This window comes from Streptomyces sp. OZ13 (assembly GCF_052068155.1).
In the GTDB taxonomy this organism is placed as follows: Bacteria; Actinomycetota; Actinomycetes; order Streptomycetales; family Streptomycetaceae; genus Streptomyces.
The window spans coordinates 185,707-203,626 of the sequence record NZ_JBQHCZ010000012.1 but is presented as its reverse complement, the minus strand read 5'-3'; the positions used below and the strand labels follow the sequence as shown (position 1 = coordinate 203,626).

General features: G+C 69.1%; 24 protein-coding genes. 3 read left to right on the top strand and 21 right to left on the bottom strand.

Going from position 1 to position 17,920, the window contains the following annotated elements; genetic code table 11:
* The 20 genes from rpmD to rpsJ form a co-directional block, all read right to left on the bottom strand.
* Complete coding sequence (gene rpmD, locus ACTMTU_RS25345; RefSeq protein ID WP_005313525.1) at positions 1–183, bottom strand: 50S ribosomal protein L30; 183 nt, start codon at positions 181–183, stop codon at positions 1–3.
* Entirely contained in the window at positions 183–788 is a 606-nt protein-coding gene (gene rpsE / locus ACTMTU_RS25340; RefSeq protein ID WP_005313527.1) for a 30S ribosomal protein S5, read from the bottom strand. The genes rpmD and rpsE overlap by 1 nt, the downstream gene beginning before the upstream one ends.
* A gap of 46 nt (positions 789–834) precedes the next feature.
* Entirely contained in the window at positions 835–1,218 is a 384-nt protein-coding gene (gene rplR / locus ACTMTU_RS25335) for a 50S ribosomal protein L18 (RefSeq protein ID WP_005313533.1), read from the bottom strand.
* A 3-nt stretch (positions 1,219–1,221) separates the two neighbouring features.
* Positions 1,222–1,761 carry a 50S ribosomal protein L6 gene (rplF, locus tag ACTMTU_RS25330; RefSeq protein WP_005313535.1) on the bottom strand — a complete coding sequence of 180 codons (540 nt, stop codon included), beginning with the start codon at positions 1,759–1,761 and terminating at the stop codon, positions 1,222–1,224.
* Positions 1,762–1,782: 21 nt separating this feature from the next.
* Complete coding sequence (rpsH, locus tag ACTMTU_RS25325; protein WP_005313538.1) at positions 1,783–2,181, bottom strand: 30S ribosomal protein S8; 399 nt, start codon at positions 2,179–2,181, stop codon at positions 1,783–1,785.
* 209 nt (positions 2,182–2,390) lie between these two features.
* Complete coding sequence (locus ACTMTU_RS25320) at positions 2,391–2,576, bottom strand: type Z 30S ribosomal protein S14 (RefSeq protein WP_003956452.1); 186 nt, start codon at positions 2,574–2,576, stop codon at positions 2,391–2,393.
* Between the two features lie 5 nt (positions 2,577–2,581).
* On the bottom strand, positions 2,582–3,139 hold the full coding sequence (rplE, locus tag ACTMTU_RS25315) for a 50S ribosomal protein L5 (protein WP_018847497.1): 558 nt from the start codon (positions 3,137–3,139) through the stop codon (positions 2,582–2,584).
* Entirely contained in the window at positions 3,139–3,462 is a 324-nt protein-coding gene (rplX, locus tag ACTMTU_RS25310; RefSeq protein ID WP_159688581.1) for a 50S ribosomal protein L24, read from the bottom strand. The genes rplE and rplX overlap by 1 nt, the downstream gene beginning before the upstream one ends.
* A gap of 2 nt (positions 3,463–3,464) precedes the next feature.
* The gene (rplN, locus tag ACTMTU_RS25305) at positions 3,465–3,833 is read right to left on the bottom strand and encodes a 50S ribosomal protein L14 (protein WP_003956455.1); all 369 of its coding nucleotides are present in this window, start codon (positions 3,831–3,833) and stop codon (positions 3,465–3,467) included.
* Positions 3,834–3,941: 108 nt separating this feature from the next.
* Entirely contained in the window at positions 3,942–4,226 is a 285-nt protein-coding gene (rpsQ, locus tag ACTMTU_RS25300) for a 30S ribosomal protein S17 (RefSeq protein ID WP_005313575.1), read from the bottom strand.
* Positions 4,226–4,450 (bottom strand): 50S ribosomal protein L29, encoded by a 225-nt coding sequence (rpmC, locus tag ACTMTU_RS25295; protein WP_017949657.1) that lies wholly within the window; start codon positions 4,448–4,450, stop codon positions 4,226–4,228. The genes rpsQ and rpmC overlap by 1 nt, the downstream gene beginning before the upstream one ends.
* Positions 4,450–4,869 (bottom strand): 50S ribosomal protein L16, encoded by a 420-nt coding sequence (gene rplP / locus ACTMTU_RS25290; RefSeq protein ID WP_005313579.1) that lies wholly within the window; start codon positions 4,867–4,869, stop codon positions 4,450–4,452. The genes rpmC and rplP overlap by 1 nt, the downstream gene beginning before the upstream one ends.
* 5 nt (positions 4,870–4,874) lie before the next feature.
* The gene (gene rpsC / locus ACTMTU_RS25285; RefSeq protein WP_005313583.1) at positions 4,875–5,705 is read right to left on the bottom strand and encodes a 30S ribosomal protein S3; all 831 of its coding nucleotides are present in this window, start codon (positions 5,703–5,705) and stop codon (positions 4,875–4,877) included.
* On the bottom strand, positions 5,705–6,052 hold the full coding sequence (gene rplV / locus ACTMTU_RS25280) for a 50S ribosomal protein L22 (RefSeq protein ID WP_004571827.1): 348 nt from the start codon (positions 6,050–6,052) through the stop codon (positions 5,705–5,707). The genes rpsC and rplV overlap by 1 nt, the downstream gene beginning before the upstream one ends.
* 43 nt (positions 6,053–6,095) lie before the next feature.
* The gene (gene rpsS / locus ACTMTU_RS25275) at positions 6,096–6,377 is read right to left on the bottom strand and encodes a 30S ribosomal protein S19 (RefSeq protein ID WP_166628878.1); all 282 of its coding nucleotides are present in this window, start codon (positions 6,375–6,377) and stop codon (positions 6,096–6,098) included.
* Between the two features lie 12 nt (positions 6,378–6,389).
* On the bottom strand, positions 6,390–7,226 hold the full coding sequence (gene rplB / locus ACTMTU_RS25270) for a 50S ribosomal protein L2 (RefSeq protein ID WP_005313586.1): 837 nt from the start codon (positions 7,224–7,226) through the stop codon (positions 6,390–6,392).
* A 52-nt stretch (positions 7,227–7,278) separates the two neighbouring features.
* Positions 7,279–7,602: a 50S ribosomal protein L23 gene (rplW, locus tag ACTMTU_RS25265; protein ID WP_005313587.1), complete on the bottom strand. Its 324-nt coding sequence runs from the start codon at positions 7,600–7,602 to the stop codon at positions 7,279–7,281.
* On the bottom strand, positions 7,602–8,252 hold the full coding sequence (gene rplD, locus ACTMTU_RS25260) for a 50S ribosomal protein L4 (protein WP_037773993.1): 651 nt from the start codon (positions 8,250–8,252) through the stop codon (positions 7,602–7,604). Before rplD ends, rplW begins: the two co-directional genes overlap by 1 nt.
* 5 nt (positions 8,253–8,257) lie before the next feature.
* Positions 8,258–8,902, bottom strand: a complete 645-nt coding sequence (gene rplC, locus ACTMTU_RS25255; protein WP_005313592.1) for a 50S ribosomal protein L3 — start codon at positions 8,900–8,902, stop codon at positions 8,258–8,260.
* Positions 8,903–8,916: 14 nt separating this feature from the next.
* Positions 8,917–9,225, bottom strand: coding sequence for a 30S ribosomal protein S10 (gene rpsJ / locus ACTMTU_RS25250; RefSeq protein WP_003948644.1), 309 nt, complete (start codon positions 9,223–9,225; stop codon positions 8,917–8,919).
* A gap of 565 nt (positions 9,226–9,790) precedes the next feature.
* Between rpsJ and ACTMTU_RS25245 the strand changes: the two genes are divergently transcribed.
* The 3 genes from ACTMTU_RS25245 (at position 9,791) to ACTMTU_RS25235 (ending at position 16,554) form a co-directional block, all read left to right on the top strand.
* Positions 9,791–11,431 carry an RNA ligase family protein gene (locus tag ACTMTU_RS25245; protein ID WP_441265752.1) on the top strand — a complete coding sequence of 547 codons (1,641 nt, stop codon included), beginning with the start codon at positions 9,791–9,793 and terminating at the stop codon, positions 11,429–11,431.
* A gap of 3 nt (positions 11,432–11,434) precedes the next feature.
* Complete coding sequence (locus ACTMTU_RS25240; protein WP_441265751.1) at positions 11,435–14,200, top strand: poly(A) polymerase; 2,766 nt, start codon at positions 11,435–11,437, stop codon at positions 14,198–14,200.
* A gap of 209 nt (positions 14,201–14,409) precedes the next feature.
* Entirely contained in the window at positions 14,410–16,554 is a 2,145-nt protein-coding gene (locus ACTMTU_RS25235) for a PIG-L family deacetylase (protein WP_441265750.1), read from the top strand.
* A gap of 118 nt (positions 16,555–16,672) precedes the next feature.
* Here the strand turns inward: ACTMTU_RS25235 and tuf are convergent, their stop codons facing one another.
* Positions 16,673–17,866, bottom strand: a complete 1,194-nt coding sequence (gene tuf / locus ACTMTU_RS25230) for an elongation factor Tu (RefSeq protein ID WP_005313609.1) — start codon at positions 17,864–17,866, stop codon at positions 16,673–16,675.
* Positions 17,867–17,920: the final 54 nt, after the last annotated feature.

The following is a 17,920-nucleotide window of genomic DNA, read 5'->3' as shown; positions in this document are numbered from 1 at the left end:
TCAGTCGACCTCCTCGACCGTCACGAGGTGGCGGACGGTGTGCACCATTCCGCGGAACTCGGGGCGGTCCTCCTTGACGACCACGTCGTTCAGGCGCTTGAGCCCGAGCGAACGCAGGGTGTCACGGTGGTTCTGCTTGCTGCCGATGTACGACTTCGTCTGCGTGATCTTGAGGCGGGCCATTACGCACCCGCTCCCGCACGCGCACGGAGCAGAGCCGCGGGGGCGACGTCCTCGAGGGGCAGACCACGGCGAGCCGCGATCTCCTCGGGACGCTGCAGGCCCTTGAGGGCCGCCACGGTCGCGTGCACGATGTTGATCGCGTTGTCCGAGCCGAGCGACTTCGACAGGATGTCGTGCACGCCCGCGCACTCGAGCACGGCGCGCACCGGGCCACCGGCGATAACACCGGTACCGGGGGAAGCCGGCTTGAGCAGGACGACGCCGGCAGCCTTCTCACCCTGGATCGGGTGAGGGATGGTGCCCTGGATACGGGGGACCTTGAAGAAGTGCTTCTTGGCCTCCTCAACACCCTTGGCGATGGCGGCCGGCACCTCCTTGGCCTTGCCGTAACCGACGCCTACGGTGCCGTCACCGTCACCCACCACGACGAGCGCGGTGAAGCTGAAGCGACGACCACCCTTGACAACCTTGGCGACGCGGTTGATCGCGACAACGCGCTCAACGTACGCGGTCTTCTCGGCGGCAGCTGCGCCACCGTCGCGACCCTTCCGGTCCCGCCGCTCGCCGCCACCGGCACCGCTTCCGCGGCGCTGGGGTCCAGCCATTGGATTTACCTCTCTCTGTTACGTCCGTTAGTCCCGGAACCGGGGCTCAGAACTTCAGCCCGGCTTCGCGGGCGGCGTCAGCCAGAGCGGCAATGCGCCCGGCGTACCTGTTGCCACCACGGTCGAACACGACGGCCTCGACGCCGGCGGCCTTGGCGCGCTCGGCGACCAGGGAACCGACCTGCTTGGCCTGGGCGCTCTTGTCGCCCTCGCCACCGCGGATCGAGGTGTCCAGGGTCGACGCCGACGCGAGCGTGTGGCCCGCGATGTCGTCGATGACCTGGGCCACGATGTGGCGGTTGGAACGCGTCACGACCAGGCGCGGACGCTCCGGCGTACCGGAGACGTTCTTGCGGACGCGGATGTGGCGGCGCTTGATGGCGGCGCGCTTGTACGCGTCGCCCTTGGCAATCTTCACACCGTATGCCATGGCTTACTTACCCGCCTTTCCGACCTTGCGGCGGATGACCTCGCCCGCGTACTTCACGCCCTTGGCCTTGTACGGGTCGGGCTTGCGCAGCTTGCGGATGTTCGCGGCGACCTCGCCGACCTTCTGCTTGTCGATGCCCTCGACCGAGAACTTGGTCGGCGACTCGACCTTGAAGGAGATGCCTTCCGGCGCCTCCACCAGGATCGGGTGGCTGTAACCGAGCTGGAACTCCAGGTTGGAGCCCTTCGCGGCGACGCGGTAACCGACACCGCTGATCTCGAGCGCCTTGGTGTATCCCTGGGTCACACCGGTGATCATGTTCGCCACCAGCGTGCGGGACAGGCCGTGCAGGGCCTTGTTCTGACGCTCGTCGTTGGGACGGGTGACGTTGAGCACGCCCTCCTCGCCCTTAACAATCTCGATCGGCGCAGCGACGGTGTGCGTGAGGGAGCCCTTCGGACCCTTCACCGCGACCGTGCGGCCATCGATGGTGACGTCCACACCGGCGGGAACCTGGATGGGGAGCTTGCCGATTCGCGACATGAGCTATTCCTCCGTTCCCGACTACCAGACGTAGGCGAGGACTTCCCCACCCACGCCCTTCTTCTGCGCCTGCTGGCCGGTCAGGAGACCGTGGGACGTGGAGATGATCGCCACGCCCAGGCCGCCGAGAACCTTCGGCAGGTTGGTGGACTTCGCGTAAACACGCAGACCCGGCTTGGAGATGCGCTTGATGCCGGCGATCGAACGCTCACGGTTCGGGCCGAACTTCAGCTCGAGGACGAGGTTCTTGCCGACCTCGGCGTCCTCGACCTTCCAGCCGGTGATGAAACCCTCCTGCTGGAGGATCTCGGCGATGTGCGACTTGATCTTGCTGTGCGGCATCACGACAGAGTCGTGGTACGCCGAGTTCGCGTTACGCAGACGCGTCAGCATGTCTGCGATCGGATCAGTCATGGTCATGAATTGGCCTTCGGCCTCTCTCGCCGGGGTTTCCTGTATGCGCCATCCCTCTCCCCACACAGGGGCGGGACGGGTGCGGCGCGGGGACCTACGGCGTAGTAAGTCGTACGGGCGGCAGACGCCCAACCCTCCTAGCCTAAGCCATGGAGAGAAGGGCCCCTGCCAACCCTCTGCTTACCGAGAGACTCCGGTTGTCCCGATTAAGGGGACTACCAGGAGCTCTTGGTCACGCCCGGCAGCTCGCCACGGTGAGCCATCTCACGAAGGCACACGCGGCACAGGCCGAACTTGCGGTACACGGAGTGCGGGCGGCCGCAGCGCTGGCAGCGGGTGTACGCACGCACACCGAACTTGGGCTTACGAGCAGCCTTGGCAATAAGAGCCTTCTTCGCCATCTCGCTTACGCCTCCTTGAACGGGAAGCCGAGGTGACGCAGAAGGGCACGGCCCTCGTCGTCGTTGGTCGCCGTGGTCACCACGGTGATGTCCATACCCCGGACGCGGTCGATCTTGTCCTGGTCGATCTCGTGGAACATGACCTGCTCCGTGAGACCGAAGGTGTAGTTGCCACGGCCGTCGAACTGCTTGGGGGACAGACCACGGAAGTCGCGGATGCGCGGAAGCGCGAGCGACAGGGTGCGGTCCAGGAACTCCCACATGCGGTCGCCACGAAGCGTGACGTGGGCACCGATCGGCTGACCCTCACGCAGCTTGAACTGCGCGATGGACTTACGGGCCTTGGTGACGGCCGGCTTCTGGCCGGTGATCGTGGTGAGGTCGCGAATCGCGCCGTCGATCAGCTTGGAGTCGCGGGCGGCGTCGCCCACACCCATGTTGACCACGATCTTGACGAGGCCCGGGACCTGCATGACGTTCTCGTAGGAGAACTCCTCACGCAGCTTGCCCGCGATCTCCTCGCGGTACTTCGTCTTGAGACGCGGAGTGGTGGTGGTAGCCATCAGATGTCCTCACCCGTCCGCTTGGCAACGCGGATCTTGTTGCCCTCGTCGTCGAAGCGGAAACCGACGCGGGTCACGACCTTCTTGCCGTCCTTCTCCACGACGAGCTGAACATTGCTCACGTGAATGGGGGCCTCGGTCGTGACGATGCCACCGGTCTGCGAACCACGAGCGGTCTGGCCGGCCTTGGTGTGCTTCTTGACCCGGTTGACACCCTCGACCAGGACGCGGTCCTCGCGGGGGAAGGCCTGAATGACCTTGCCCTGCTTGCCCTTGTCCTTACCGGTGATGACCTGAACCAGGTCGCCCTTCTTGATCTTCATGCTTACAGCACCTCCGGCGCGAGCGAGATGATCTTCATGAACTTCTTCTCGCGCAGCTCACGGCCCACCGGGCCGAAGATACGGGTGCCGCGAGGGTCGCCGTCGTTCTTCAGAATGACGGCGGCGTTCTCGTCGAAGCGGATGTACGAGCCGTCCTGACGACGACGCTCCTTGACGGTGCGAACGATGACCGCCTTGACGACGTCACCCTTCTTCACGTTGCCACCGGGGATCGCGTCCTTGACGGTGGCGACGATGACGTCACCGATGCCCGCGTAGCGGCGACCGGAGCCACCGAGAACACGGATGCAAAGGATCTCCTTGGCACCAGTGTTGTCGGCGACGCGCAGTCGCGACTCCTGCTGGATCACGTCTATCTCCTGATTGTCTGCCGGTTCCCGGCGGGGGCTCCCCTCTTACGAGGAAAGACCCCCACCGAGCCTGGCGGAACGAACTCGAAGGGTTACCCCTTCAAGCAATTACTTGGCCTTCTCGAGGATCTCGACGATGCGCCAGCGCTTGGTCGCCGACAGCGGACGCGTCTCCATGATGAGGACGCGGTCGCCGACGCCGGCAGCGTTCTGCTCGTCGTGCGCCTTGAGCTTGTTGGTACGGCGGATGACCTTGCCGTACAGCGCGTGCTTCACGCGGTCCTCGACGGCGACGACGACGGTCTTGTCCATCTTGTCGCTGACGACGAGACCCTCACGGGTCTTGCGGAAACCGCGGGCGGTCTTGTCTTCAGTCACGTTGCTCTCGCTCATCAGGCGCTCTCCACCGTCTCGATGCCCAGCTCGCGCTCACGCATCAGGGTGTAGATCCGGGCGATGTCCTTGCGGACGGCCTTCAGCCGGCCGTGGTTCTCGAGCTGACCCGTCGCCGCCTGGAAGCGGAGGTTGAACAGCTCTTCCTTGGCCTCGCGGAGCTTGGCAACAAGCTCCTCGTTGCCCAGCTCGCGCAGCTCGGACGCCTTGGTACCGGCCGACATCACGCTTCACCTGCCTCGCGCTTGACGATCCGGCACTTCATCGGCAGCTTGTGGGCCGCGCGAGTCAGAGCCTCACGTGCAATCTTCTCGTTCGGGTAGGACAGCTCGAACATGACCCGGCCCGGGTGCACGTTCGCGACCCACCACTCGGGGGAACCCTTACCGGAACCCATGCGGGTCTCGGCGGGCTTCTTGGTCAGCGGGCGGTCCGGGTAGATGTTGATCCAGACCTTGCCGCCACGCTTGATGTGGCGGGTCATCGCGATACGAGCCGCCTCGATCTGGCGGTTGGTCACGTACGCCGGAGTCATGGCCTGGATGCCGTACTCGCCGAACGCAACCGTCGTACCACCCTTGGCCATACCGCGGCGCTTCGGGTGGTGCTGCTTGCGGTGCTTGACCCTACGGGGGATCAGCATTTCGGTCAGGCCTCCGTTCCGGTGCTCTCAGCAGCCGGAGCGGCGGCGGGAGCGTCGGCCTTGGGGGCCTCGGCAGCCGGAGCCTGCTGCGGCTTGCGACCGCGACCGCCACGCTCGCCACCGCGGCCACCACGGGCCGGGCGGTCAGCGCCACCACGGGCCGGGCGGTTGCCGGCGCGGGCAGCAGCGTTCTCGGCGCGGACCTCGGCGATGTTCTTGACGTCGCCCTTGTAGATCCAGACCTTCACGCCGATGCGGCCGAAGGTCGTCTTGGCCTCGAAGAAGCCGTACTCGACGTTCGCGCGCAGCGTGTGCAGCGGCACACGACCCTCGCGGTAGAACTCCGAGCGGGACATCTCGGCGCCGCCGAGACGGCCGCCACACTGGATCTTGATGCCCTTGGCGCCGGCCTTCATCGCCGACTGCATGCTCTTACGCATGGCGCGGCGGAAGGAGACGCGGGAGGACAGCTGCTCGGCAACGGCCTGGGCCACGAGCTGAGCGTCGACCTCGGGGTTCTTGACCTCGAGGATGTTCAGCTGGACCTGCTTGCCCGTGAGCTTCTCGAGGTCGCCGCGGATGCGGTCGGCCTCGGCGCCACGGCGGCCGATGACGATGCCGGGACGCGCGGTGTGGATGTCCACCCGCACGCGGTCACGGGTGCGCTCGATCTCGACCTTCGAGATGCCCGCGCGCTCCATGCCGGACGTCATCATCCGACGGATGGCGACGTCTTCCTTGACGTAGTCCTTGTACAGCTTGTCGGCGTACCAGCGGGACTTGAAGTCCGTGGTGATACCGAGCCGGAACCCGTGCGGGTTTACCTTCTGGCCCATTACCGGGTTCCTTCCTTGCTGCTGACGACCACGGTGATGTGGCTGGTCCGCTTACGGATCCGGTAGGCACGGCCCTGAGCACGCGGACGGAACCGCTTCAGGGTCGGACCCTCGTCCACGTACGCCTCGCTGATGACCAGCGAAGAGGCGTCGGTGTGGTCGTAGTTGTGCGCGGCGTTGGCAATGGCGCTGTCCAGCACCTTGCCGACCGGCACGCTCGCGGCCTGCGGGGCGAAACGCAGGACCGCCTGAGCCTCCGTGGCATCCATGCCACGGATGAGGTCCACCACTCGGCGGGCCTTCATGGGCGTGACGCGGATGTACCGCGCCTGGGCCCTGGCTTCCATGGTTGTCCCTTCGGTGTAAGTCATTAGTCGTTCCACCCCGCGGTTAGCGGCGCTTCGACTTCCGGTCGTCCTTGACGTGGCCGCGGAAGGTGCGAGTCGGCGAGAACTCACCGAGCTTGTGGCCGACCATGGACTCGGTGACGAACACCGGGACATGGGTCTTGCCGTTGTGCACCGCGATCGTGTGGCCGAGCATGGCCGGGATGATCATCGAGCGACGGGACCAGGTCTTGATGACGTTCTTGGTGCCGGCTTCGTTCTGGGCGTCCACCTTCTTGATCAGGTGGTCGTCGACGAAGGGCCCCTTCTTGAGACTGCGCGGCATCTAAACCCGCTCCTAGCGCTTCTTGTTCGTCTTGCGGCGGCGGACGATGTACTTGTTCGAAGCCTTCTTCGGCGAACGAGTACGACCCTCCTTCTGACCCCACGGGGAGACCGGGTGGCGACCACCGGAGGTCTTGCCCTCACCACCACCGTGCGGGTGGTCAACCGGGTTCATCGCGACACCGCGGACGGTCGGGCGGACGCCCTTCCAGCGCAGGCGGCCGGCCTTGCCCCAGTTGATGTTCGACTGCTCGGCGTTGCCGACCTCGCCGACCGTGGCGCGGCAGCGGATGTCGACCAGGCGAATCTCACCGGACGGCATACGCAGGTGGGCCATCTGGCCCTCCTTCGCCAGCAGCTGCACGGAGGCCCCCGCGGAGCGGGCGAACTTCGCGCCGCCGCCGGGCCGCAGCTCGATGGCGTGAATGGTCGTACCGACCGGGATGTTGCGCAGCGCCAGGTTGTTACCGGGCTTGATGTCGGCGCCGGGGCCGTTCTCGACCCGGTCGCCCTGGCTCAGGCCACGGGGGGCGATGATGTAGCGCTTCTCGCCGTCTGCGTAGTGCAGGAGCGCGATACGCGCGGTGCGGTTGGGGTCGTACTCGATGTGAGCGACCTTCGCCGGCACGCCGTCCTTGTCGTGACGACGGAAGTCGATCACGCGGTAGGCGCGCTTGTGGCCACCGCCCTGGTGACGGACGGTCACACGACCGGTGTTGTTACGGCCGCCCTTGCTGTGCAGGGGGCGGACCAGCGACTTCTCCGGCGTGGACCGCGTGATCTCGACGAAGTCGGCGACGCTGGAGCCACGACGGCCCGGAGTCGTCGGCTTGTACTTGCGGATACCCATTGTCTCTCAGTCCTCGGAAACTATTCCGAAATCTGGACGATCTCGACCGCCGTCAGGCGGTCGGACCGCCGAAGATGTCGATACGGTCGCCCTCGGCAAGGGTCACGATGGCGCGCTTGGTGTTGGCGCGCTTGCCGAAACCGGTGCGGGTGCGCTTGCGCTTGCCCTGACGGTTGATCGTGTTGACCCCGGTGACCTTGACCGAGAAGACCGCCTCGACGGCCTGCTTGATCTGGGTCTTGTTGGAGCCAGGCGCGACGATGAACGTGTACTTGTTCTCGTCGAGCAGGGCGTAGCTCTTCTCGGACACAACCGGCTTGACGAGAACGTCGCGCGGGTCCGTGAAGGTCTTGCTGGTAACGGTCGCCTCGGACATCAGACGTCGCTCCCTTCGGTCTCAGCGGCCTTGGGGCCAGACACGAAGGACTCGAAGGCGGCCTTGGTGAAGACCACGTCGTCGGAGACGAGCACGTCGTACGTGTTCAGCTGGCCCGGCTCCAGGATGTGCACCTGGGGCAGGTTGCGGGCGGACAGCCACGCGGCCTCGTCGGCGCGGTCGACGACCAGGAGCAGGTTCTTGCGCTCACTGATCTTGCCGAACAGCGTCTTCGCTGCCTTGGTGGAGACCTCGCCCTCGACCACGCCGGAGACGACGTGGATACGGGAGTGACGGGCCCGGTCGGTGAGGGCACCGCGCAGGGCGGCGGCCTTCATCTTCTTCGGGGTCCGCTGCGAGTAGTCACGCGGCACGGGGCCGTGGACGACGCCACCGCCGGCGAACTGAGGCGCACGGGTCGAACCCTGACGGGCGCGGCCGGTGCCCTTCTGGCGGTAAGGCTTCTTGCCACCACCGCGGACCTCGCCACGCGTCTTGACCTTGTGCGTGCCCTGACGGGCAGCGGCCAGCTGCGCGACGACGACCTGGTGGATCAGCGGGATGCTGACCTTGGCGTCGAAGATCTCGGCCGGGAGCTCAACGGTCCCGGACTTGTCGCCCGCGGGCGACAGGATGTCAATGGTGCTCATAGTCCTCAGGCCCCCTTGGCCGCAGTGCGGACCAGGACCAGGCCGCCGTTCGGACCAGGAACTGCGCCCTTGATGAGGAGCAGGCCCTTCTCCGCGTCAACGGCGTGAACGGTCAGGTTCTGGGTGGTGACCCGCTCGTTGCCCATGCGGCCCGCCATGCGGAGGCCCTTGAACACACGGCCCGGGGTGGCGCAGCCACCGATGGAGCCGGGAGAGCGGTGCTTGCGCTGGGTGCCGTGACCGGCGCCGAGGCCCTTGAAGTTGTGACGCTTCATGACACCGGCGAAGCCCTTGCCCTTGCTCTTGCCCGTGACGTCTACCTTGACGCCGGACTCGAACACCTCGGCAGTGATCTCCTGGCCCAGCGTGTACTCGCTGGCGTCAGGGGTGCGGAGCTCCACCAGGTGGCGGCGGGGGGTCACGTCGGCCTTGGCGAAGTGGCCCTTGAGGGGCTTGTTCACCTTGCGAGGGTCGATCTCGCCGAAGGCGATCTGGACCGACTCGTAGCCGTCGATGTCATTCGTACGGACCTGGGTAACGACACAGGGCCCGGCCTTGACGACGGTCACCGGGACGACACGGTTGTTCTCGTCCCAGACCTGGGTCATGCCGAGCTTCTCGCCCAGGACGCCCTTGATCTGCTTTGCCATCTCTTCCGCGCCTCTCAGAGCTTGATCTCGATGTCAACGCCGGCCGGAAGGTCCAGGCGCATCAACGAGTCAACGGTCTTGGGCGTCGGGTCGAGGATGTCGATCAGGCGCTTGTGCGTGCGCATCTCGAAGTGCTCGCGCGAGTCCTTGTACTTGTGCGGCGACTTGATGACGCAGTACACGTTCTTCTCAGTGGGCAGCGGCACCGGGCCTGCGACCGACGCACCAGTGCGGGTCACCGTCTCGACGATCTTCTTCGCCGAGGAGTCGATGACCTCGTGGTCGTAGGCCTTGAGCCGGATGCGGATCTTCTGTCCCGCCATGGCTACTCAGTAGTCCTTTGTCTAGTGAAACGCTCTGGTACTCGGTGGGTCTTGCTCTCTTCTCCGACCCACGCGGTCGGGCGTGTCGCACTCCCTCTACGAAGATCTCCCGAAGGATTTCCCAACCAAGGGGGTGCGGCCTGCGGCCGCGTATCGGGGGAAGAGCTCCCGCCGAGCGCCTGGCCGGTACCCCGCTGACACTTCCCGGAAGATTCCCGTACGTCCGACCCGAGGGTCGACGAGTACTGTGGGACTCGCTTCCGGTCCTCCCGGCGGGAGGCGCGCAGCATCGGCACTCAACCGAGCAACCCGGACAGTCTGCCACACACTCCCGCGCCCTGGCCAATCGAGCCGAGAACACTACCCCGCGGGGGTTACGTGTCAAACAGCGGCGCGCAGAACCCCTGTCCGGACGGCCGCCCGGAACCCGGGTTTCCATGTCGCCCGGCATCCCCCGGAAGAGGGCGGACGGGACGCGGCCCGATGAGCGATATTCGGTCGAGTGAGGCTCCTCGCCGCTCCTACAGTGGCCGGACAGTCATTCGACACGGGGGCCGGTTCTGCCATGCGCACGCACTATCCACGCACGGCTCATCTGCCGTGGTCACCCGGTGCGACCTCCGACGATGTGCGCGTCGCGGATCTCGACGGGCTGCGCGGGCGGGAGGTCGTCGTCACCGAGAAGCTCGACGGGGAGAACACCACCCTGTACCGCGACGGGCTGCACGCCCGATCGCTGGACTCCGCCCACCATCCGTCCCGGGCGTGGGTGAAGGCACTGCACGGTCGCGTCGCGCACGGCATCCCGGAGGACTGGCGCGTGTGCGGGGAGAACATGTTCGCCCGGCACTCGATCGCGTACGACGACCTCGAGAGCTACTTCTACGGGTTCTCCGTGTGGGACGAACTCGGCTGGTGCCTCGACTGGGACCGGACCGTCGCGTTCCTGCGCGACCTGGGCGTCCCCGTGCCGCGGGTGCTGTGGCGCGGGTTGTTCGACGAGCGGGCGCTGCGGGCCCTGAAGCTGGACCTCGGCCGGCAGGAAGGGTTCGTCGTCCGCACCGCCGACGGCTTCATGGCCGAGGAGTTCGGGCAGCGGGTCGCCAAGTGGGTGCGGGCCGGGCACGTGCGGACCGATACGCACTGGATGCACGCGGCCGTCGTACCGAACGGACTCGGCCCGGGCGCGGCACTGTGGGACGTACGGTCCGGGGCCGCGCCGGACCCCCGGGCGCTGGGCGTGGGCGACGGGGACGCCGAGGCCGTGGCGCGCCTGGACACCGGCGGCCGCACGGGGGACGCCCGGCTCGCGGGCGTACTGGCGGCGCTGTTGCACCGGGAGCGGCGGGCCGCGCTCGCGCCCCGCCTGGCCCCCCTGCTCGGCCTGCCGCTCGCACGGCGCGTCGCCGACCTGGTCGGGCTGCATGCCGGACTTCACCGGCCGTACCCGGACGAGCAGCGCCGCGCCGGGCTCGTCCGGATGTCGTACGCCGCCGACCTGGGTGTGCTGCACGCGGTGGCCGCGGCGACGGCCGGGACGGCGGAGGCGCGGGAGCAGGTGGAATGGTCCGGGCTGCACGCCGCGGACATCGCGCCCCTCGACGGGCTCACGGAGGAGTTCGCCGGTCTGGACGACGACGCGGCCGCCCGTTGCCGGGCCGAGGCCCGCGAGGCGTACGCCGAGGGCCGCATCGGCAGCGCGGCGGAGGCCACCGCCGCGACCTGGCGGTGGCGCTCGGGCGACTTCCCCCGGCTGATCCATCTGGTGGGCCCGTCCGGCAGCGGCAAGAGTTCCTTCGCACAGGGCCTCGGCGGGGTGGACGCGTACGTGTCCCTCGACGAACTGCGCCGCGCCCGTGGTTCGCGCGCCGACCAGAAGGCCAACGGGGACGTGCTCCGCGAAGGACTCGACCTGCTGGACTCCGCCCTGGCGCGCGGCGGGACCGTGGTGTGGGACGCCACGTCCCTCAACCACCACCAGCGGTCACTGGTGCACGCGGTGGCCCGCCGTCGTGACGCGCTGACGACCCACGCCGTGCTGCTCGTCGACGAGGACGAGCTGGCGCGGCGCAATCTGGAAAGAGAGCAGCCTGTGCCGCCGGAGGTGCTGACCTCGCAACTGCACCGGTTCGTCCCTCCGTACCCGGGCCAGGCGCACCGCACCTGGTACATCGGGGCGAGCGGGACCGTCGAGGAGGAGGCGTAGGCCGTGCGTACCAGCGAGGAGATCTACCACCGGGTCCGCTGGGACGCACGCTTCGACCCGGCCCGCTTCGTGATCGGCGTGCGCCGGCGCGAGGCGGCGCCCAAGCGCATGCCGCTGTCCGCCTTCGTGCCCGGCGGAGACATCCCCTGGCACCGCGTGCTGTTCTTCGAGGCGGACGGCGAACTGGTGTGGGACCGGGCCACGGGCGTGGACCGGATCGACGACACAGACGCCGGGCGGGTACGGGAGGCGCGCCGGCTGCGTGCGCCGTTCTTCGAAGCACGGACGCCGTACGCGTGGGACGGGGACGGCTGGGTGCCGGCGCACGCCCCCAAGGGCACCCCGGGGAGCCTGCGCGTCCTGACCTGGAACACCCTGTGGGACCGCTACGACTCCGACCGCATCGCCACCGCCGTACGCCGCCCCCTCCTGATCGACGCCCTCCGTGAGGCGGACGCCGACGTCGTCGCGCTGCAGGAGGTCGAACCAGAGCTGCTGGTCATGCTGCTGCGCACGCCGTGGGTACGGGACGCGTACACGGTGGCCACCGACCCCGGCGGCCGTGACGTCGACGAGTGCGGGCTGCTGCTGCTCAGCCGGCTGCCCGTGCGCGAGGCGGGCCACCACGTCCTCGGCCCGCACAAGGCGGTGACGGCGATCGTCGTGGAGACCCTCAGCGGTTCGGTGACCGTGGCCGCGACCCATCTCACCAGTGACCACTCCGAGGACGGCGCCACCCGGCGGAACGCGGAACTGGCCCGGATCGCCGAGGGATCGGCGGGCATCGACGGCGACCTCGTGCTCATGGGCGACTTCAACGACGGCACGGACACGCCGCAGACGACGCTCGGCATGCGCGACGCCTGGAGCGACGCGCACGGACCCGGTGACGCGACCCCCACCTTCGACCCGGCCGCCAATCCACTCGCCGCCGTCTCGTCCCTGAGCGGGCGGGCGTCCCGGCTGGACCGTGTACTGCTCCGGTCGGACACGCTCCGGGTCGACTCGGCCGTCCTGCGCGGGGACGTCCCCGGCCCTGAGGGGCCGCACGTCTCCGACCACTACGGGGTGGAGGTCGCCCTGAGCCCCGCGCGGGAGGAGAGCCGCGTCCTCGACGTGCGGCCGACAGCACGTACGGCCGTGGCCTGGCTGCCGCCCGCCGGGCTGTGGGGACCGATCCAGGACGTCCGCCGCGAGCACGACCCTCAGATCCACCGCTGGCCCCCGCACGTCAACCTGCTCTTCGGGTTCGTGCCGGAGTCCGCCTTCGAGGAGGCCGCCCCGCTGCTCGCGGAGGCGGCCGCGGGCACCGCCCCCTTCGACGCCCGGCTGGAGGGCGTACACAGCTTCGGGCACCGCGAGGACGCGACCGTGTGGCTCGACCCGGCGGCGGCCGGCGAGCAGCCGTGGCAGGAGCTGCGCCACGCCCTGGAGCTGCGGTTCCCCCGCTGCCGCGGCCGGCGGGAGGGTTTCACCCCGCACCTGAGCCTGGGCCGGACCCGCGATCCGCAGCCGCTGGTGGCCGACTGCGCGTCCCGGCTCGGCGGCATGTCCGCCGGGGTCGGCGAGCTGGTGCTGCTCTCACGCCGCGCCGGCGAGCCGATGCGGGTACGGGCGACGGTCGCGCTCGGAACGGGCGAGGTGCGGTGGGCACCGGACGCGCCTGGCGGACCGGAGACACCGGGCGGACCGGAGGACGAGCGCCTCGCCGACGACGTGCGGGTACGGGCGGAGCGGGCGCTCGCGGTCGGACGCTTGCACCTCGTCGGTTCGCGGCGCACGGGATGCGCGCTTCCCGGGGCCGATCTGGACCTGGTCGCCGCCCTGCCGGGGACACCCGAACTGGCGGGCGTACGCGCCCGGTTGACGGCCGCGCTGCCAGAAGCGACGGACGTGCGGGAAGTGGTCGGCGCACGTGTCCCCGGACTGCGGCTCAACGTCGGCGGCCTCGCCGTGGACCTGGCCGTCGTCGGCACCGGTGCGGTCGATCCGGCAGAAGCGGTCGGCCGCCGGGCCGAGCTGGGCGAGGACGCGGCGGTCGCACTCAGCGCTGTCAGCGACGCCGACGCGCTCCTCGACGAGATCGAGGCCGGGGTCGCGGGCCGACGGGAGACGTTCACGCGTCTGGCCCGCCAGGTCAAGGCATGGGCGAAGGCCCGCGGGCTGGACTCCGCTCCGTTCGGCGGGCTGCCTGGCCTCGGCTGGTCCGTCCTCGCGGCGCGTACCGTCCGCGAGGACGGCGACCTGCCGCCCGGCGAACTGCTCCGCCACTTCTTCGCGACCTGGGCGGCCTGGGACTGGCGCGAGCCGGTCGGCGGCCCGGCGCGCCCGGATCTGCCGGTCACGGTCATGACCCCGACCGCGCCGGTACGTCCCTGCTCCGACCAGGTCACCGCCGACATGCGCGACCTGATCACGCAGGAACTGTTCCGGGCCTGGGAGCTCCTGGACGGCGACTCCACCGAACCGCTGCTCGCCCCTCCCCCACTGCACCGCCGGCACGCGGCCTGGGCGGTCGTGACAGTGGCCCCCGGCGACGAGGGCCGCGTCCGCGGCCGGATGCGGGCGCTGCTGACGGCACTGCCGCAGTCCGGTGTCCACGCATGGCCGCGCCCCTTCACCGACTCCCCCGTGCGCTACGCCGTCGGCCTCGGCCCCACCCCGCCGGACCCGGCCGGGCTGGCGGACCTCACCGCCCCCTGGCTCAGGGGTCTGACGGGCACGAAGGTCGAGCACGCGGCGTGCGGCGACGTACCGACTCTCGTGTGACCTGCCGGCTCTCGCCATAGGGCCGGCAGTCCCGGGGACGGATGTCAGATCGAACACATGGCCAAAATCCGGGCAACCCCCGGCGGCCGTGCCCCGTCTAGTTGATCGCGGCTGTCGGCTCGACCGGCCCGGCCGCCACCTGGGATTTCACAGTACGCAGACGGGGGCGCCGCCCGGCCGCTGCGGGGGGACCGGACGGAGCACGACAAGTGGACGACAGAGCTGTGTCGGGGCTGCGCACGGCCCGGCCCCGGCGGCGCAGCGTCGTCGCCGCCATCGGCGCACTGGCCGCGGCCGGCTCGGCCACCGCCCTCACCTCGTGTTCGGTGCCCGCGCCACGGCGCACCGGGCCCGTCACCGACCCCGCGCCCGGTATCGCCATAAGCGACTCACGGCCCGCCCGGCTGATGCAGATACTGGCGCACCCCGACGACGACCTGTACTTCATGAACCCGGACACCCAGCGGATGCTGGACTCCGGCGTCCCCCTCGTCTGCGTGTACGTCACGGCCGGCGAGGCCGACGGCGTCAACAAGGCCCCGGGGCGGCCGCGTCCCGCCGCGGACAAGAGCGCGTACTCGTCCGCCCGCCACCAGGGCCTGCGGCAGGCGTACGCGACCCTGCTCGGTCTGCCCCGGTTCACGGACTGGCAGAAGGGGGTCACCACGCTGCGCGGCGGCCGGCGGGCCGAGATCAACAGCCTGGCCGTCGGCCCCCGGCGCGTCGACCTGATCTACCTGAACCTCGCCATGCACACCACCCGCCATGCCCGGCTCGGTCTGCCGAACCTGTGGCGGGACCGGGTGCTGGAGCTGCCGACCGTCGTCGCCGACGACTCCCCCGTGCACAGGATCGAGAGTTACGACTACGACCGGCTCGTCGACGTCCTCGTCGGGCTGATGGACCGCTACCGGCCCACCGTCGTGCAGACGCTGGACCCCGATCCCGACATTCAGCACAGCGACGAGGCCACCCGTAAGAAGGACAGCGAACAGCGCGGTTACTCGGACCACGGGGACCACACCGCCGTGGCCTCCTTCAGCTGGGCGGCGATGGCCCGGTGGGTGGCCGAGTCGGCACGCGACGGCGGCGAGATACCGGCGTTCGTCGCCACCTCCTTCCGCGGCTACTACAACCGGCACTGGCCGAAGAACCTGCCGGACAGCGTGCTGCGGCGGAAGGCCGGCCATCTGGTGCCGTACGGCGGGCAGGCCGACTGGAACTGCGGCAACAGCGGCGGATGCGGCGACTACAACGTGGGCGGCGACCGTCCCCTGACCAACAAGAAGGGCTGGGTCCGTTCCACCCACTACCGCTACCCCGGACCCCGCACGTCCCTGGCCGCCGAACCCGACGGACGGCTGGTCGCGTACGGGGTGCTGGGGCTGCGCGCGGTGCGCTGGCGGGAGACGGAGGCCGGGAGCGGCCGGTGGGGGCAGCCCGCCGACCTCGGCGGCGGCCCTCTCGCGCCGACGCTGGGCGCGACGGCGCTCGGCGACGGACGGCAGCTCCTCTTCGCCCTTCGCTTCTCGGCGATCAGCGGTCACGGCGGGAACAACGCCCGGGAGATAGTGCTGCTGGAACAGCGCTCCGCGGGCGGACCCTTCCTCGCGTGGCGCGGCCTGGGCAACCCCGAGCGCCATGACGACCGGGGCCGGCGCATCGGGGTGCCGGTGGCCGTCAGCGCGCCCGACGGGCGGGTTCACCTGTTCGTGCGCAACGCGGACAAGGGCATCAGCACACGGGTCCGTGAGGCGGACGGCCGGTGGAGCGGCTGGCGGGCCCTCGACGGCAGCGCCGGGATACAGGACGGCCTTGCGACCGTCCTCGACGCGGCCGGCCGCGTCCATCTCTTCGCCGCGGGCTTCGACACCGTCCACCACTGGACCCAGGACGCGCCCGGCCTGCCCCTCACCCACCGCCCCTCCGGACATCTGCCGGCGGCCGTCGACACCCCCGCCGCACTCGCGAAGACCGACGGTTCCGTGCACCTGCTGTACCGGACGGAGCGGCCCTGGAAGCGGACGGACCCGAGGGACTCCCGCGGCAGCGCGTCGCCCGCCCTCACCCGCTTCAGCCCGGACGGCAGGCCGCTGCCCGCCGTACGGTTCGAGGGTTACGGACCGCTCGCCACGGCCGGTGACCCCGAGCGGGCCGTCCTGGCCGGTCTGGATCTGCTGGGCCGGGTGCAGCTGCGGCACGAGGGCCGACTGCTGACCCGTACCGCCGGGGCCGTGGCCCTGGACACGCCCACGCTGGACGTCACCCCCGACGGAGAGGTCCGGGTCGTCGGCATGGGCCCGGACGCACACCCGTGGACCTGGTCGCCCGGTACGGCCACGGCGAACGGCTGACGGCCCGCCCCGGCGGGCGGGGGCCGAGCCTCCGCCCGCCGGACATGACGAAGGGCCCCGCACCGAGAGGTGCGGGGCCCTTCTTGCAGCTCAGCGAGCTACCAGGTCAGAGCAACAATTACTTGTTGATCTTGGTGACCTGGCCGGCGCCCACGGTCCGGCCACCCTCACGGATGGCGAACTTGAGGCCCTCCTCCATGGCGACGGGCTGGATCAGCTCGACGGTCATGGTGGTGTTGTCGCCCGGCATGACCATCTCGGTGCCCTCGGGGAGGGTCACGACGCCGGTCACGTCCGTGGTACGGAAGTAGAACTGCGGGCGGTAGTTGTTGAAGAAGGGGGTGTGACGGCCACCCTCGTCCTTCGACAGGATGTAGGCCTGGGCCTCGAAGCTGGTGTGCGGCGTGACCGAACCCGGCTTGATGATGACCTGGCCGCGCTCGACGTCCTCGCGCTTGATGCCACGGAGGAGCAGACCGACGTTCTCGCCCGCCTGGCCCTCGTCGAGCAGCTTGCGGAACATCTCGATGCCGGTGACCGTGGTGGTGGTCTTCTCGGTCTTGATACCGACGATGTCGACGGTCTCGTTGACCTTGAGGACACCACGCTCGATACGACCGGTGACGACGGTGCCACGACCGGTGATCGTGAAGACGTCCTCGATCGGCATCAGGAACGGCTTGTCGACGTCACGCTCGGGCTGCGGGATCGCCTCGTCGACGGCGGCCATCAGGTTCAGGACCGACTGGCCCCACTCCTTGTCGCCCTCGAGAGCCTTGAGCGCCGAGACCTTGACGACGGGAACGTCGTCGCCCGGGAACTCGTACTCGGAGAGGAGCTCACGCACCTCGAGCTCGACGAGCTCCAGGATCTCCTCGTCGTCCACCATGTCGGCCTTGTTCAGGGCGACGACGATGTACGGAACGCCGACCTGGCGGGCCAGGAGCACGTGCTCCTTGGTCTGCGGCATCGGGCCGTCGGTCGCGGCGACCACGAGGATGGCGCCGTCCATCTGCGCCGCACCCGTGATCATGTTCTTGATGTAGTCCGCGTGACCGGGGCAGTCGACGTGCGCGTAGTGACGCGACTCGGTCTGGTACTCGACGTGCGCGATGGAGATGGTGATACCGCGCTGGCGCTCCTCAGGAGCCTTGTCGATCTGGTCGAAGGCCGAGGCCTCGTTCAGGTCCGGGTACGCGTCGTGCAGCACCTTGGTAATGGCGGCCGTGAGGGTCGTCTTACCGTGGTCGATGTGACCGATGGTGCCGATGTTGACGTGCGGCTTAGTCCGCTCGAACTTCGCCTTCGCCACTGGGGTCCTCCTGTGGAGTGGTTCTGTACGCCTTACTCATCGGCGCCAGGTGAT